The organism is Aeromicrobium sp. 9AM (assembly GCF_902506105.1).
Classification (GTDB): domain Bacteria; phylum Actinomycetota; class Actinomycetes; order Propionibacteriales; family Nocardioidaceae; genus Aeromicrobium.
Genome location: NZ_LR733303.1, coordinates 683,570 through 699,862, shown reverse-complemented (window position 1 = coordinate 699,862; position 16,293 = coordinate 683,570). Strand labels below are relative to the sequence as shown.

Here is a 16,293-nt window from a genome sequence, read left to right as displayed (position 1 = left end):
GGCAATCAGGCCCCGAGCTCGATCGTCGCGCCCGGAATCGCATCCAGCAGCTTGCGCGTGTAGTCCTTCTGCGGGTTGTCGAAGACCTCGGAGACCGGAGCAGCCTCGACGACCTTGCCGTCCTGCATCACCAGCACGTCGTCGGCGATCTGCCGGACCACCGCAAGGTCGTGCGTGATGAACAGGTAGCTCAGGCCGAGCTCGGCCTGGAGGTCGTTGAGCAGCTCGAGGATCTGCGCCTGGACCAGCACGTCGAGGGCCGAGACGGCCTCGTCGCAGATCACGACCTCGGGATCGAGGGCCAGCGCACGGGCGATCGCCACGCGCTGCCGCTGTCCACCCGACAGCTCGCCGGGATAGCGCGACATCACCGTGGTCGGCAAGGAGACCTTGTCGAGCAGGTCGCGGACCTTGGCCTCGCGCTCCTTCTTGGTCCCGACGCCGTGCAGCTGCAAGGGCTCCTCGATCGACTGGTAGATCGAGTAGAGCGGATCCAGCGAGGCGTACGGGTTCTGGAAGACCGGCTGCATCTGGCGCCGCAGCTTCAGGCGCTCCGCCTTGGACGTCAGCTCGCGAATGTTGCGACCGTCGAAGATCACGTTGCCCGAGGTCGGGGGCAACAGGTCGAGGACCATGCGGGCAACCGTCGACTTGCCCGAGCCGGACTCCCCCACGATCGCCGTGGTGGTGCCGCGGCGCAGCCGGAACGACACGTCGTCGACTGCGGCGAAGTCGACCTTCTGCCACGGCTTGGCGCCGCGCAGCGTGAAGATCTTCGTGAGGTTCTCGACGACGATGACGTCCTTGCGGCCCTCACCGAACTCGGTGTCGCTGTGCGCGATCTCCTCGGCGATCTCCGCCGCGGTCTGGACCGCCTGCTCACGCACCTCCTCGCGAGCGCGTACGGACGACAGCCGCTGCGACGCCAACGACGGCGCGTTGGACACGAGCCGCTTGGTGTAGGGGTGCTCGGGATGCTGCAGGATGTCGCGCGCGGGTCCGGACTCGACGACCCGGCCGCGGTACATCACGACGAGGTGGTCGGCACGCTCGGCCGCGAGACCGAGGTCGTGCGTGATCAGCATGACCGCGACGCCCAGGGTGTCGGTGAGCTGGTCGAGGTGGTCGAGGATCTGCTTCTGGACCGTCACGTCCAGCGCCGAAGTCGGCTCGTCGGCGATCAGCAGCTTGGGACGTGCTGCCAGGCCCATGGCGATCAGGGCTCGCTGACGCATGCCTCCGGAGAACTCGTGAGGGTACTGCCGGGCCCGACGCTCGGCGTCAGGAAGCCCAGCCTCTTCGAGCAGCTCCACGACCCGCTTGTCAGCCGCGTCGCCGGACGCGACGCCGTTGGCGACGAGCGCTTCCTTGATCTGGCGGCCGACCTTCCACAACGGGTTGAGGTTGGACATCGGGTCCTGCGGGACGAGTCCGATCGACGAGCCGCGAAGCGCGAGCACGGCCTTGCGGTCGACCTGCGAGATGTCGCGACCCTCGAACAGGATCTCCCCGCCCATGACGTGTCCTGAGCCGGGCAACAGGTCGATGACCGAGTGGGCCAGGGTCGACTTGCCCGATCCCGACTCACCGACGATGGCGATCGTCTGTCCCGGGTAGATGCTGAGGCTGGCCCCGTCGACCGCTGTGAGCACCTTCTTCTTGCCGGTGCGGAACCCGACTCGCAGGTCCTTGATCTCGAGCAGTGGCGTCTCGGTCATGACTTCCTCGCCTTCGGGTCGAGCGCTTCGCGAACGGCCTCACCCAGCAGGACGAAGCCGAGCACGGTGACGGCCAGGGCCGTCGCGGGTACCCACATCACGACCAGGTGCTGGCCGGAGCGGACGAGGTTCTGTGCGTCCGACAGGTCGTTGCCCCACGACACGATGGTCTGCGGCAGGCCGATACCGAGGAACGACAGGGCGGACTCGGCCACGATGAACACGCCGAGCGAGATCGTTGCGGAGACGATGACCGGCGACAGCGAGTTGGGGACGATGTGGCGGCGCAGGTTGGTGAGCTTGGACGCGCCGATCGCCGTGGCGGCGTCGACGAACTCCAGGTTCTTGACCTCGAGGACGGCGCCACGCATCTGACGCGTGATCTGCGGCCACGCGAAGATCGCGAGGGCCAGCACCACCACGAAGACCGAGCCCCAGAAGCCTCGGTTGGGGTAGAGGTTGTTGATCACCGAGATGACCACGATGCTGCCCAGCAGCACCGGGATCGAGAAGAAGATGTCACTGAGGCGCGAGACCAACGTGTCGGTGATGCCGCCGTAGAAGCCGGCGATGGCTCCGGTGATCACGCCCAGCACGACGGTCACCACCGTGGCGAAGACGCCCACTGCCACTGAGGCTCGCGCACCGTAGACCGTACGGGCCCAGATGTCGGCGCCTTGGAAGTTGTATCCGAACGGATGGCCTTCGCTGGGCTTGGCGAACTGCTTGCCCAGCGACGCCTGGTTGGGGTCGGCGCTGGTGAACAGCGTGGGGAAGGCCACCATGACGGCGAGCACCAGGATGATGACGGAGGCCAGCCAGAACAGGGGCGACACGCGCAGCCTCTTCCAAGCCTCTCGCCACTGGCTCTCCGGCACGGCATCGACATCGACGACGTCGATCGCGCGCAGTGGGGTCTCGTCGATGGGTGCGACGTATCGTTCCTGACCCGGTCGGGTCGCCGGTTGAATCTCAGACATAGCGGATCCTCGGGTCGAGAACGGCATAGAGGAGGTCGACGATCAGGCTCATGAACACATAGAGCATGACCATCACCGAGACGACGGACACGGTCAACGGGGTGTCACCTCTGCTGACGGCGCCAAAGGCGAGGTTGCCGATGCCCTGCACGTTGAAGATGCCCTCGGTGATGATGGCACCGGCCATCAGCGATCCGAGGTTGATGCCGATGTAGGTGACGACCGGCACGAGTGAGTTGCGCAGCACGTGATTGCGAATGACCACACCGCCGGAGAGGCCCTTGGCCCGAGCCGTGCGCACGTGGTCGGCGCTCATGTTGTTGGCGACCGAGGTGCGCGTCAGCCGAGTCGTGGTGGCGATGTTGGCGATCGCGAGAACAAACGCCGGCAGCAACAGGTCGGTCACGTTCCAGTCGACCGGGACGGTCGCGGCAAAGATGCCCCACTTCACGCCGAACAGGAACTGCAGCACGAAGCCGACCACGAAGATCGGGATCGAGAGCAGGATCAGGGAGATGACGAGCGTCACCGAGTCGAACCAGCCGTTGCGACGAAGGCCGGCGATCGTGCCGACGACGATGCCGATGACAGCATCCATCGCGAGGGCCAGGAGCGCCAGAGTGCCAGTGACAGGCAAGGCGTTGCCGATCTTCTGGAACACCGGCTGGCCGTCGAGCCCGACGAAATCGGGATTGAAGGTGACGACGTCCTTGAGGAAGTAGAGCCACTGCAGGCCGATGAAGTCGTTGAGGTGGAACTGGTCCCGCAGGGCCTCTCGGACCTCCGGCGACACCGGTTTGTTGCCGATCAGGCCAAGGATCGGGTCACCAGGGCGCAGCTTCGTCAAGAAGAAGATGATGAGCGTGGCCCCGAGAAAAACTGGGATGGCCTGGAGCAGTCGCTTGGCGACATACCACCACACGAGGCCTCCTGGAAGGTGAGAAGAATGGAAACGATGCGTTGGCACTTGATCGAAATGCCATAGTGCACCGAAATCGGACGTAGCGCGCGGGGGTAGCCCAGATAGAGGCTACCCCCGCGGCCAATGGTGCCGCTCGGACTACTTCGTCAGCGCGTAGTAGTCAGGCTTCTGCTTCCAGTTGAACACGAATCCCTTGAGATCCTTTGCGGTCACTGCGGTGGCGTTCTGGTACCACAGCGGGATCGCCGGCAGGTCCTTCATCAAGATGGCCTGCGCCTCACCGATCAGCTTGTAGCGGTCGTCGCCGGTGGCGGCGGACGCGTCCTGGATCAGCTTGTCGAAGTCCTTGTTGCTGTAGTCACCATCGTTGGATCCGGCGCCGGTGGCGTAGATCGGTCCGAGGTAGTTGAGCATCGACGGGTAGTCAGCCTGCCAACCGGTGCGGAACGGCGTCTTGATCGTGCGGTCGGTGACGACCGTACGCAGCTCGTCGAACGTGGGGTAAGCCTTCGGCTCGGCGTCGATACCCAGCGTGTTCTTGATCTGGTTGGCCATCGCCTCGGAGAACTCCTTGTTGCCAGCGCCGTCGTTGTTGTAGGCGAGCTGGAACTTGCCGCTCCACTTGCTGATCTTGTCAGCCTCGGCCCACTTGGCCTTGGCCTCTTCGGGGTTGAACTTCAGCACCTCGTTGCCGGTGACCTTGTCGGTCCAGCCGTCGAGCACCGGCGACGTGAAGTCGCTGGCCGGCGTACGAGCGTTGTTGAAGATCTTCTTGGTGATCTCGGGACGGTTGATCGCCATTGAGATCGCCGCGCGACGCAGCTCGCCCTCTTCGTTCTTGCCGAAGTGCGCGAGGCGCTCCGGGATCGTGAAGGAGGAGAAGCTCGAGCCGGGCTCGTTGTACGCCTTGACGGCGGAGTCGCTCTCGAACGTGGTGAGCGCGCTCGGCGGCACCTGGTCCAGGACGTCGAGCGTGCCCGACTGGACGGCCGTGTAGGCCGAGTCGACGGAGTTGAAGAACTTGAACGTCAGGCCGCCGTTCTTGGCCTTGTGCGGACCGTCGTAGTCCGGGTTGGGGACCAGCGAGATCTGCTTGTTCTTCTCCCAACCGGTCTTGGACAGCTTGTACGGACCGTTGCCGATCGGCTTGTTGCCGTACTCCTTGGTGATCTTGCCGGCCGAGTCGTAGGCCGAGTCCGGGACCGGGAAGTAGGCCGAGTAGCCGAGACGCAGCGGGAAGTCCGACTCCGAGGACTTCAGCGTGATCGTGAAGGACTTGTCGTCGATGACCTTGAGGCCCGAGACCGTCTTGGCGCCGCCGACCGTGTTGCCGACGTCGTCGGTGCCCTTGATCGGGTAGAAGAAGTAGTTGTTGAGCTGCTTGTTCGCCGGGTTGGCGCCGTAGTTCCACGCCTTGACGAACGAGTCAGCCGTGACGGCCGAACCGTCGGTGAACTTCTTGCCGTCCTTGAGCTTGACGGTCCAGACCGTGCTGTCCTTGTTGGGCTCGATCGACTCTGCGACGTCGTTGGTCACCGATCCGTCGGTGTTGTAGGCCACCAGGCCGGAGAAGAGGTTGTCCAGCGGGTCTCCACCGCCGACCTCGTTGGTAGCGGTCGGGATCATCGGGTTCTGGGGGTTGGTGCCATAGACCGTGATGACGGACTTGGTGCTGCCGCCGCCCTCGCTCTTGTCGTCGCTGCCGCCGCCGCAAGCCGCCAGGGTAAGGCTGCCGGCCGCGATCAACGCCACACCCGCAAGGCGGGTACGCCGAGAGAGTCGCATGGATTCCTCCTGTGATTGTCTGGTGCACGCTGGCGCGCGCCCCCTATGACTATCACCACAGCAGGCTCACGGAACAGCATTGGAGCGTTGCTTAATCAAAGTGTTACCAAAAGGTACGGGTGGCTCCGTGCAGCGAAGTCAATAGTTCGCCGGAGGGGTCCAGGGTGGCTCCCGCGGATCATGGAGAACGCTCACACGGTGCGATCGCAGGGCAAACACAGCGACGGCCGGCCCACCATGGTGAGCCGGCCGTCGTGGGGAGCTGTGATCAGCCCTTGCGCTTCTTGATCTCTTCGGTGGCGGCGGGGAGGACGGCCTTGAGGTCGCCCACGACGCCGAAGTCGACGAGCTCGAAGATCGGTGCCTCGTCGTCCTTGTTGACCGCGATGATCGTCTTGGACGTCTGCATGCCGGCGCGGTGCTGGATCGCACCGGAGATGCCGTTGGCGACATACAGCTGCGGCGACACGGTCTTGCCGGTCTGGCCGACCTGGAACGAGTGCGGGTACCAACCCGAGTCGACCGCAGCACGCGAGGCGCCGACGGCTGCGCCGAGGCTGTCGGCGAATGCCTCGACCTCGGAGAAGTCGCCACCGGTGCCACGGCCACCGGAGACCACGATCGCGGCCTCGGTCAGCTCGGGGCGACCCGAAGCCTCCTTGGGCTTGGACGAGGTGATCTTGGCGGTCTTGGCGGCATCGGAGATGTCAGCGGTGACGGCCTCAACAGCGCCGGCAGCCGGTGCGGCCTCGGGGGCGGTCGAGTTGGGCTTGACCGTGATCACGGGCGCACCCTTGGTCACGTTGGCCTTGACCGTGAAGTTGCCGGCGAACACCGACTGCGTCGTGGTGATGCTGCCGCCATCGGCCTGGACGTCGACCGCGTCGCTGATCCAACCGGACTCTGTCTTGAGCGCCACGCGGGCGCTGATCTCCTTGCCCTCGGTCGACGCACCGACCAGCACCGCGGCCGGGGACTTGTCGGCGACGAGCTGCGCGAGCGCCTCGGCCTTGGGACCGACCAGGAACTCGTCGTAGGCGGCGTCGTCGTACGTGTAGATCTTCTCCGCGCCGTACTCCTTGAGCGTGTCGTTGTCGGCGGTGCCGAACACGACCGCGGACGGCTCGCCGATGCGGCGAGCGATCGTCAACAGCTCCAGGGAGGGCTTGGTGACCTTGCCGTCAGGGGCGTCGATCAGTACGAGTACTTCAGTCATGTGTCAGTGCCCTTCTCAGACGAACTTCTTGGAGGCGAGGAACTCGACGAGCTTGGCGCCGCCGTCTCCCTCGTCCGTGACGATCTCACCGGCAGTGCGCGGCGGGCGGGGCTCGAACGACTCGACCTTGGTCCAGGCGTTGTCGAGGCCGACCGAGCCGGCGTCGAGACCCAGATCGGCCAGCGTCCACTCCTGGACGTCCTTCTTCTTCGCCGCCATGATGCCCTTGAACGACGGGTAGCGAGCTTCACCGGACTGGTCCGTCACCGAGACGACGACCTTGCCGGACGCCTCGATCTCCTGCGTGGCGACGTCGCCGTCGCGGCGGATCTTGACCGTGTCGCCATCGACGCTGACCTCCGACGCATACGTCACCGCCGGGAGGCCCAGACGCTCAGCCACGAGGGTCGGGACGACACCCAGACCACCATCGGTCGACGCCATGCCGAAGAACACCAGGTCGTAGTCGAGCTTCTTGATGGCCTCGGCCAGCACCAGCGACGTCGCGAACGCGTCGGAGCCGTGGATCGCGTCGTCCTGCACGTGCACGCCCGCGTCGGCACCCATCTGCAGCGCCTTGCGCACCGCATCCGAAGCCTGCTCGGGGCCGACGGTCAGGACCGTCACCTCACCCTCGCCGGCCTCGACGACCTGGAGCGCCTGCTCCACCGCGTACTCGTCAAGCTCGGACAACAGACCGTCCACGCCAACACGATCGACGGTGTTATCGGCGCTGAAGTTCCGGTCAGCCGTGGCATCCGGTACGTACTTCACAGCGACAACGATTTTGGTCACGAGGACCCTCCTGTGAATCTGGGGCGCAACGACCGAGCGGCCGTCACGGCAGTCTCTGGACTGTGTGAGAGCCACCATCCCACGCCATGTGGCGCCGAAACTGGCGGCCCTTCGTCATCTGAATGTTACCTAGAGGTAGCAATCGGATCGACCCATGTGTCGCATGGGTTAGGTCACACTTGCACGCTCAGTCCTCGTCGATGCGCGACCGGAGATAGGACTGCGCGAACATGCCGACGAGGACGTAGATCATCGAGCCGGCACCCCATGCCACGACGGCTTCCTTCATCTCGGCGTTCGTGCCCGAGAAGGTGAAGACATCACGGAGCGGGCCGACCAGCAGGTCGCAGACCGATGAGAGGGCGTCGTACGCCGCGTTGCTGTCGGTCGTGCCGAGCGCCGCCATGAATGCGCCGATGGCCAGCAGGAGTGAAGCGGTGAGACCCACGACGCCGACCGCGACAGCGAGGACCGCGACGGCGTTACGACCGCCCGAGCTGGCGCCGGGCTCGCGTCCATCGGCCTTCTGGCGCCGGCGTTCGAGTAACGAGACCTTGGGCTCGCGGGGAGCCTCGACGATGCGATCGTCCCGCTTCTCCGCTCGGCGCGCTGCCTTGGCCTCGCGGGCGGCAGCCTTGGAGTCCTCACGCTCGCGACGGGCCGCCTCCTTGGCTTCCTGGCGCTCGCGACGGGCTGCGTCCTTGGCGTCGCCCGCGGCCTCCTGCGCGGCGACCGCGGTGTCGACCTCGACCTCGTCGTCGACCTCGTCGGCGGTCTCGTCGGCGGTCTCGGTTTCGGCCTCGACCTCCGTCTCGGCATCGTCGACGGCGTCGTTGGCGACGTCGTCGTCGGCCGATGACTCGTCGACCTCCTCGGCCTCCGGCTCGGCCTCGGCCTCCGCTTCGACCTGGGCGGCCGCCAGCGCGGCCTGCACGGCCTCCCCGCGCTCGCGGCGATCCGCCGCCTCGGCGTCCTCACGTGCCTTCTGCTCGACCGCCTCACGCTCGCGGCGCTCGGCCTCCTCGGCGTCCTCGCGTGCCTGTCGCGCGGCGTTCTTGGCCTCAGCACGCTCGAGCCGGAGGGCTTCCTTGGCTGCGATGCGTTCGCTACGGGCCGCCTGCTTGGCCTCCTCACGGGTCTGCCGGGCGGCCTGCTTGGCGTCGGCACGCTCACGGCGCGCGGCGAGCCTGGCCTCCTTGGCCTCGACCTTGGCCTGCTGGCGATCCGGACGGTCGACCCCGACCGGCGTCTCGACGGCCTCAGTTTCCGTGGCGTCGTCCGGCGACTCCTCTGGATCCACTGTCTCGTCGACCGGTTCGGGCTGCTCCTCGGCGAGGGGCTCGGCGACCACTTCCTCGACAGCGCCGAGATCTGCACTCTGGAGCGCTGCCGCGGCAGCGACCTCCACCTCGACCTCCCCGCCTGCGGAGTCAGGTGCCGTCAGCTCCGGGGCCTCCATCGCGGCCGTACGCGTGTCGACGCGCGCGGCGGCCTTGGCAGCCGCGCGCTCGGCACGAGCCTGCACCTTGGCTGCGGCGGCCTGCTCGCGCTCCTCGTTGCGCTGCTGGCGGGCAGCCAGCTTCGCGTCCAGGCGGGCCTGCTTGGCCTGCTTGCGCTCAAGCTTCGCGTCGACGCGAGCCTGGCGGGTCGCCGACTTCGCTTCATCGCGCTCGCGGCGGGCAGCGATCTTGGCTTCGGCAGCCTCAGCCTCGGCCTTCTCGCGCTCCTGTCGCTGCTGCTCCTCGGCCTCACGCTGCTCGCGCTGCTCGGCGAGTCGTACGCGCTCGGCCTCGAGTCGCTTGGCCAGTCCTACGCTCGCTTCAGAGGGAGCCACGGGCTGCGCCTCGGGCTCCACGATCGGCTCGGCGGAGGACTCAGGAGTCTGTTCCACCTCGTCGTCGGTCGTCTCGCGCGCCTCGGCGTCAGCCGCTTCCTGGTCGCGGGCCTCCCGCTCACGAGCCTCGTTGTCACGGGCTTCCTGCTCACGGGCCTCGTTGTCACGGGCTTCCTGCTCACGGGCCTCGTTGTCACGAGCTTCCTGCTCACGGGCTTCCTGCTCACGGGCCTTCTGCTCGCGGGCTTCCTGCTCGCGGGCTTCCTGCTCGAGAGCCGCGGCGCGATCGGCGGCCTCCTGCTCACGGGCCGCGGCCGCCTGCTGCTTGGCGGTCTCGCGCTCTTCGTGAGCCTGCTGCTTGGCGTTCTCGCGCTCCTCGCGGGCCTGCTGCTTGGCGTTCTCGCGCTCCTCGCGAACCTGCTGCTTGGCCTGTGCGCGATCCTCGACGGCTTGGTGCTTCGCCTGTGCGCGAGCCTCGCGCGCCTCCCTCTTGGCATCGAGCTTCGCCTGAGCGGCCTCCTCGCGCTCCTGGCGACGCGCAGCCTTGGCCTGCGCCTTGAGCTCGCGCCGGCTGGGACCCGCAGGGGCGATCGACGCCATCGCGACGTCCTCGACCGGCTCCGGGGGGTCGGCGTCGGCGACGAGCTCGCCGTCGTCGACGACGTCTTCGTCGGTCTCGAGGACGTCAGACTCCTCGGGTGCGACAGGCTCGACCGAGTCGGGCTCGTCGTCGTCGAGATCGGCGACGATCGAGCCGGCAGTCAGGACCTCACTTGCGTCGGACGACCCTTTTTTTGATCTTGGGGGCGACCTGCCCGGAGTCGTCATTCACCTCCTCGGGCGAATGATCATCGGTGTCTGCGGCGTCCGGCGCCTCATCGACGTACTCGTCGACGAGTGGCTCGGGGGTCGTCAGCGGCGTCGACGCCGACGAGTGGTTCGCCATGACGATGTGCTCCTGCGCGACGCGCTCAGCCTCGGCCTCGGCGGCGGCGACCCATTCGAGCGCCGTGCGCTCTGCCTCCTGCAGCTTCTCTTCAGCGGCGGAGCGAGCCGCGGCGACGGCCTGGCTAAGTCGCTCCTGGGCATCACGCTTGGACTGGACGGTGACGCGTTCGGCCTCGGCCTGTGCCGCGGCGACACGTTCACGGGCATCCTGCTCGGACTTCTCCGCGAGACGGCGCGCCTCGGCCTGTGCCTGGGCGATGCGCTCGGCAGCGTCCTTCTCGGCCTGGGCGATCTTGCGCTCGGCGTCGAGGCGAGCTGCCTCGACGTCCTCGGCGAGCTTGCGCTCGGCCTTCTCGCGAGCCTCGCCGGCGAGGCGAGCGGCTTCGTTGGCCTCGGCGGCCACTCGCTCGGCCTCGGCCTGTGCGGCACGGATCTTCTCGGCGGCCATGCGCTCGGCCTCGGCCAGCTTCTCGGCGGCCTCGGCGCGTTCTGCCTCGGCCTCCTTGGCGAGCTTGTCGGCCTCTTCGTTGGCCCGCTCGACGAGTGCCTTGGCCTCGTCACGCTCACGCGCGAGCTCGGCGGCGGCCTCCGCGTGACGCTGAGCGGCTTCTGCGGCGAGTCGATCGGCCTGGACCTTGGCGGCGACGAGCTTCTCCTCCGCGGCACGCTCGGCGTCGGACACGCGTACGGCGATGGCGACGCGCTCGGCGGCGGTCTCCTGAGCGAACTTCTCCGCCTCAGCCTTGGCGGCAGCGACGTGGGATCCGGCTGACTCCTCGGCCTCGCGGACGGTGCGCTCGGCCTCGGCCTTGACCTCGGCCAGTCGGGCGTCGGCCTCCTCGCGCTCCTTGGCGAGCTGGGCCAGTGCGGCCTCACGATCGGCGGCCGCCTGCTGCGCGACCTTCTCGGCCTCGGCCTGTGCCGCGGCGACGTGGCTGGCGGACGTACGGTCAGCCTCCGCGACGATGCGCTCGGCCTCGGCCTTGACCTCGACCAGGCGGGCGTCAGCGGCTTCGCGCTCCTTGGCGAGCTGCGTCAGCGCGGCCTCGCGATCGGCGGCAGCCTGGGCGGCAACCTTCTCGGCCTCCGCACGGGCAGCCTCGATGCGGCGCTGCGCATCCTGTTCGGCTGCCTCGAGGCGCCGGGTGGCGGCCTCTTCGGCGGCCTTCTCGGACTCGGCGAGGCGGCGCTCAGCCACCCGCTTGGCCTCGGCCTCGGCCTCGTCGGCGAGACGCAACGCCTCGGCGTTGGCCTGCTGGATGCGCTGCTGGGCCTGGCGCTCGGCCTCGGCCTTGGCAGCCGCGACCCGCTCGTCGGCGGCCTTCTGGAGCTCGGCGATCTTGGCGGCCGCGGCCGCGCGCTCGCGCTCGATCTCCGCGGTGACCCGGTCGGCCTCCTGCTGGGCGGCACTGACCCGCTCGGCGGCGGCCTGCTCAGCGGCCTTGAGCTTCTGAGCCGCGATCTCGCGCTGGGCGGCCTCGTCGGACTGCAGGCGTGCGGACACCTCAGCGCGCTCGCGGGCAGCCTCCTCCATCAGGCGGGCTGCCTCGGCACGTGCCGCGGCAACACGCTGCTGCGCGGCCGCACTGGCTGCCGCCAGCTTCTCGGCGAACGTGGCCGGTGCGGGCTCGGCTGCCGGGGTCGACTGCGCGACCGGCTCGGGAGCCGGTGTCTCCTGGCGGGCCTCGACCGGAGCAGGCTCCGGCTCGGCAACGCGCTCAGGCTCAGGCTCAGGCTCGGCGACCGGGGCGGGCTCCTGCTCCGCAACCGGCACAGGCTCCGGCTCGCGCTCCGGCTCAGCGGGAGCGGGTTCCGCGGCCGGCGCTTCGTTCTCGATCGTCTCGACGACGGGCTCCTCCACGACCTCGGGCTGGAGCTCGGCGGCCTCGGGCTGCGGTGCGGACGGCTCCTCGTCGTTCGAGAACTGTCCTGCGGTCGGCGCGCTGCCCAGACGGGAGAACGGCGAGCTGCGGGGCGTGTCCTCGACCGCGGGCCACGCGGCGGTGGTCTCGCCGGGCTGCTCGGCAGCGGGGGTTTCGGGAGCCGCCTCCTCGGCAGGAGCGTGGTCGTTCACGGCATCGAATGTCTGGGTGGTCTCGGCCTCGGCCTCGACCTGATCCGGCGGGGTCGACACGGCTTCGCGAGCGGCGTCGAGCTTCTCGGCGAGGGTCTTCTCCTTGGGAGCGTCATCAGCCCCACCGCCGTCGTTGCGTACGGCGTGGCGCTTGGACGCGGCGTACGCCTTGGCGGCGGCCCGCTCGGCCTTGCGCTTGTCGGCTGCGGCCTGGCGCGCAGCACGGGCGGCAGCCCGGCGGGCGCGGGGGCTGTCGTCATCGCCCTCGTCGGACGAGTCCTCCTCGATGCTCGCAGCGGCCTGCGAGAGGGCGTCGACCGGAGTGTGGCGCGGCGAGGGGTGGTTGACCTCGGCCGACTCACGCTTCGGCGCGGGTGCGCTGTCCCCTTCGTCGCTCGCGAGCTGATCCGCTGCGACCTGCAACGGGTCGGCGCGCCGACGCTCGACCGGCTGGTTGGACTCTGAGTCGGTCATGACTCCCTTTCATCTGCCGCTGGTGGCACTTCGCTGCTCAGTATGCCCCATGCGTACCGTGTGTCACATTGGTTCTCGACACCCGGCGAATCGCGCCGGACACGCCGGATCGCGGCTCGCTGGAGTCACTTCTGGATCAACGATCGTGACCGTCGGAAAGTCATGTGCCGATGTGGCCCAAGTCACGCAGGCGCGAGCCAGAGCACGCCCGCGGGCGGCAGCTGCAGCAGTGCCGAGGCGGGCTGCCCGTGCCACGGCTCGTCGGTCGCCTCCACCGCGCCGAGATTGCCCACACCGGATCCGCCGTAGACCTCGCTGTCGGTGTTGATCACCTCGCGCCACGAGCCCGACGACGGCAGCCCGACGCGATAGTCGTGGTGTGGGCCGCCCGAGAAGTTGGCGACGCAGGCGAGCGTCGAGCCGTCGGAACCGATGCGCAGGAAGCAGATCACGTTGCCGGCGACGTCGCTGGCGTCGATCCACTGGAAGCCCTCCGGCTTGCCGTCGGCCGAGTAGAGCGCGGGCGCTTCGCGGTAGTACGCGTTGAGGTCGCTGACCAGGTGCAGGATCCCGGAGTGCAGCGGCTGGTCGAGCTCGTGCCACTCCAGTGACCGCGACTCGGCCCACTCGCTCGCCTGGCCGAACTCACCGCCCATGAACAGCATCTGCTTGCCCGGGTGGGCCCACATGAACGCCAACAGAGAACGTACGCCGGCCGCCTTGTTCCAGTCGTCGCCCGGCATCCGCTGCCACAGCGACCCCTTGCCGTGCACGACCTCGTCGTGCGACAGCGGCAGGATGAAGTTCTCGGTCCAGGCATAGTCGATCGAGAACGTCATCTCGCCGTGGTGGTAGGAGCGGTGCACCGGCTCGTGGCCGAGGAAGCTCAACGTGTCGTGCATCCAGCCCATGTTCCACTTGAAGCCGAATCCGAGCCCGCCGCTGTCGGTGGGCTTGCTGACGCCGGGCCACGCGGTCGACTCCTCCGCGATCATGACGACGCCCGGGTGGTGCTTGTAGACCGTCGCGTTGAGCTCCTGCAGCAGCTGGACGGCTTCGAGGTTCTCCCGGCCTCCGTGCTGGTTGGCGACCCACTCCCCGTCCTTGCGGGAGTAGTCGAGGTAGAGCATCGACGCCACGGCGTCGACGCGCAGGCCGTCGAGGTGGAACTCCTCGAGCCAGAACAGCGCGTTGGCCACGAGGAAGTTGCGGACCTCCGGGCGTCCGAAGTCGAAGACGTACGTGCCCCAGTCGGGCTGCTCGCCGCGGCGCGGGTCCGGGTGCTCATAGAGAGGAGTGCCGTCGAAGCGCGCCAGCGCCCACTCGTCGCGCGGGAAGTGCGCCGGCACCCAGTCGACGATGACGCCGAAACCGCGCTGGTGCAGCTCGTCGACGAACCAACGGAAGTCGTCGGGCGAGCCGAACCGCGAAGTCGGCGCATAGTAAGAGGTGACCTGGTAGCCCCACGAGCCGCCGAACGGGTGCTCGGCGATCGGCATGAGCTCGACATGCGTGAACCCGGTCTCGGTCAGGTAGTCGGCCAGCTCGTCGGCGAGCTCGCGGTAGTCGAGGCCCGGCCGCCACGACCCGAGGTGCACCTCGTAGATGCTCATCGGCGCCTCGAGCCACGCGGTCGAGTCGCGCTTGGCGACCCACGCGGCGTCGGTCCACGTGTGCTGCGGCGTCGTGACGACCGACGCCGTGGCCGGCGGCACCTCGGCGCGGAACGCCATCGGGTCGGCCTTCTCGTGCCACTGCCCGTCGGGGCCGAGGATGCGGAACTTGTAGTGCGTGCCGATGCCGATGCCCGGCACGAACAGGTCCCACACCCCGGCGTCGCCGAGGGACCGCATGGGGTGGCTGCCGCTGTCCCAGAAGTTGAAGTCGCCGGCGACCTGCACGGCCTGGGCGTTGGGTGCCCACACCGCGAACGAGGTGCCTTCGACCGGTCCGTCGGGACCGTCGTACGTACGCACGTGGGCGCCGAGCACCTCCCAGAGCCGCTCGTGGCGACCTTCGCTGATGAGGTGCAGGTCGAGCTCGCCCACCGCTGCGGGCCAGGAGTATGTCTCGTTCATGACGTCTCCTCCATGATGCGGTCGATCGAGGCCAACGGGACGGTCAGCCAGTCGGGCCGGTTGGCGTGCTCGTACGACACCTCGTAGACCGCCTTGTCGAGCTCGAGGGCACGCAAGAGGTCGGCGCTGTCGCGGGGATCGTGCTCGGCGACGTGCGCATAGCCGTCGCAGAACGCCGAACGGTTGCGCTGCGCCCACTGCATCGCCCGGGCCGTGCGCTCGGGATCCTCCGGCTGGCCGACGAGCAGCTGCTGCGCGGCGTAGTCGAACGATCGCAGCATCCCCGCGACGTCGCGCAACGGCGACCGCAGCGCGGAGCGTTCGGCGAGTGACGCGGCGGGCTCGCCCTCGAAGTCGAGCAACAGCCAGCCGTTGATCGTGCGGAGCACCTGCCCGAGGTGGAGGTCGCCGTGGACGTACTGCATCGACACGGGCTCTCGTATGTCGGTGAGCTTCGCGAACGCGGCCCGCAGGCCGGGACCGTGATCGGCCAGGCTCGGCACCTCCGCGGTGACCCGGTCGAGGCGCGCGACCATCGCGGCAACCGTGCGCTCGAGCTCGGCGCCGTCGGCCTGCTCGGTGCCCAGCGCCGTCGCGAGGTCGGCGTGGACCCGCGCGACGGCCTTGCCCAGCCGGTAGGCCTCGCCGGCGAAGTCACCACCCAGCTCCTCCGGCGGCAGTCCCCCGGAGTCGGCCATGAAGTCGCGGACGCTCGTGGTGGCCATGACCCAGCCGTCGGCGGCATCGGGCATGAACCGCTGCAGCATGCCGATCGTCAGCTCCTCGCCGTGCAGCTCACCCGAGATCGAGCCGAGCGGGTCGGCGATGTGCGGGCAGTCGACGTCGCGAAGCGCCCGGTGCAGCATGAGGTCCTTGTTGAGCCCGGGCGTGAGCTTGCGGAACAGCTTGAGGATGTACTGGTTGCCGTAGACCAGCGACGTGTTGCTCTGCTCGGACGTGATGGGGTGCGCGCGCAGGCCACCGGTGAGCTCGGCGTCGGGCTCGCGCTCGAAGCGGAGGCCGTCGACGTCCTCCCCCGCGATGATCAGCTCGAGCAGGCAGGCCGTGAGGTCGGCGTCGCCGCTGGCCTCGTAGCAGGTCAGCCCGTTCTCCAGCCCGATCGAGGCCGAGGCCGCCACATCGGGCACCTGGCTCTGGCGGCTGCCGATCAGCAGCTGATAGGGCTCGGTGCGGTCACCCTGCTCGACCTCGACCACGAGGTGGATCAGCAGCGGGTCGCCGTCGAGCAGCGTCGTCCACGACAGCGGGCGTACGGCGGTGATCTCGCGATCCTTGCCGCCGAACCAGCGCTGCGTCGGCAGCCAGGCCGGCAGCGCCGCCGCCAGGTGCTCGACCATCTCGTCGCGCGACGTCACCTCTTCACTCGCTTCAACAGGTCCACTCATGCCGTCACCGTCCTTTCGACGAGCTCTGGGACCGACAGCTCGCGCCGCGACAACACGCTCATT

The 16,293-nt window shown here is 68.3% G+C and carries 10 protein-coding genes; all 10 read right to left on the bottom strand.

The window, feature by feature from the left end; all coding sequences use genetic code 11:
• Positions 1 to 5 precede the first annotated feature (5 nt).
• Positions 6 to 1,718, bottom strand: a complete 1,713-nt coding sequence (locus BOSE46_RS03525; protein ID WP_159538305.1) for an ABC transporter ATP-binding protein — start codon at positions 1,716 to 1,718, stop codon at positions 6 to 8.
• The gene (locus BOSE46_RS03520) at positions 1,715 to 2,698 is read right to left on the bottom strand and encodes an ABC transporter permease (protein WP_201299507.1); all 984 of its coding nucleotides are present in this window, start codon (positions 2,696 to 2,698) and stop codon (positions 1,715 to 1,717) included. Before BOSE46_RS03520 ends, BOSE46_RS03525 begins: the two co-directional genes overlap by 4 nt.
• The gene (locus BOSE46_RS03515) at positions 2,691 to 3,620 is read right to left on the bottom strand and encodes an ABC transporter permease (RefSeq protein ID WP_159538301.1); all 930 of its coding nucleotides are present in this window, start codon (positions 3,618 to 3,620) and stop codon (positions 2,691 to 2,693) included. The genes BOSE46_RS03520 and BOSE46_RS03515 overlap by 8 nt, the downstream gene beginning before the upstream one ends.
• 138 nt (positions 3,621 to 3,758) lie before the next feature.
• Entirely contained in the window at positions 3,759 to 5,405 is a 1,647-nt protein-coding gene (locus BOSE46_RS03510) for an ABC transporter substrate-binding protein (protein ID WP_159538299.1), read from the bottom strand.
• Positions 5,406 to 5,673: 268 nt separating this feature from the next.
• Entirely contained in the window at positions 5,674 to 6,621 is a 948-nt protein-coding gene (locus BOSE46_RS03505) for an electron transfer flavoprotein subunit alpha/FixB family protein (RefSeq protein WP_159538297.1), read from the bottom strand.
• Positions 6,622 to 6,636: 15 nt separating this feature from the next.
• Positions 6,637 to 7,416, bottom strand: a complete 780-nt coding sequence (locus BOSE46_RS03500) for an electron transfer flavoprotein subunit beta/FixA family protein (protein WP_236551604.1) — start codon at positions 7,414 to 7,416, stop codon at positions 6,637 to 6,639.
• 187 nt (positions 7,417 to 7,603) lie between these two features.
• A complete protein-coding gene (locus BOSE46_RS03495; RefSeq protein WP_159538293.1) occupies positions 7,604 to 10,078 on the bottom strand; it encodes a hypothetical protein in 2,475 nt (824 codons plus the stop codon).
• On the bottom strand, positions 10,020 to 12,746 hold the full coding sequence (locus BOSE46_RS03490) for a hypothetical protein (protein WP_159538291.1): 2,727 nt from the start codon (positions 12,744 to 12,746) through the stop codon (positions 10,020 to 10,022). The genes BOSE46_RS03495 and BOSE46_RS03490 overlap by 59 nt, the downstream gene beginning before the upstream one ends.
• A gap of 182 nt (positions 12,747 to 12,928) precedes the next feature.
• Positions 12,929 to 14,824, bottom strand: coding sequence for a 1,4-alpha-glucan branching protein GlgB (gene glgB, locus BOSE46_RS03485; protein ID WP_159538289.1), 1,896 nt, complete (start codon positions 14,822 to 14,824; stop codon positions 12,929 to 12,931).
• Positions 14,821 to 16,230 carry a maltokinase N-terminal cap-like domain-containing protein gene (locus BOSE46_RS03480; protein WP_159538287.1) on the bottom strand — a complete coding sequence of 470 codons (1,410 nt, stop codon included), beginning with the start codon at positions 16,228 to 16,230 and terminating at the stop codon, positions 14,821 to 14,823. The genes glgB and BOSE46_RS03480 overlap by 4 nt, the downstream gene beginning before the upstream one ends.
• Positions 16,231 to 16,293: the final 63 nt, after the last annotated feature.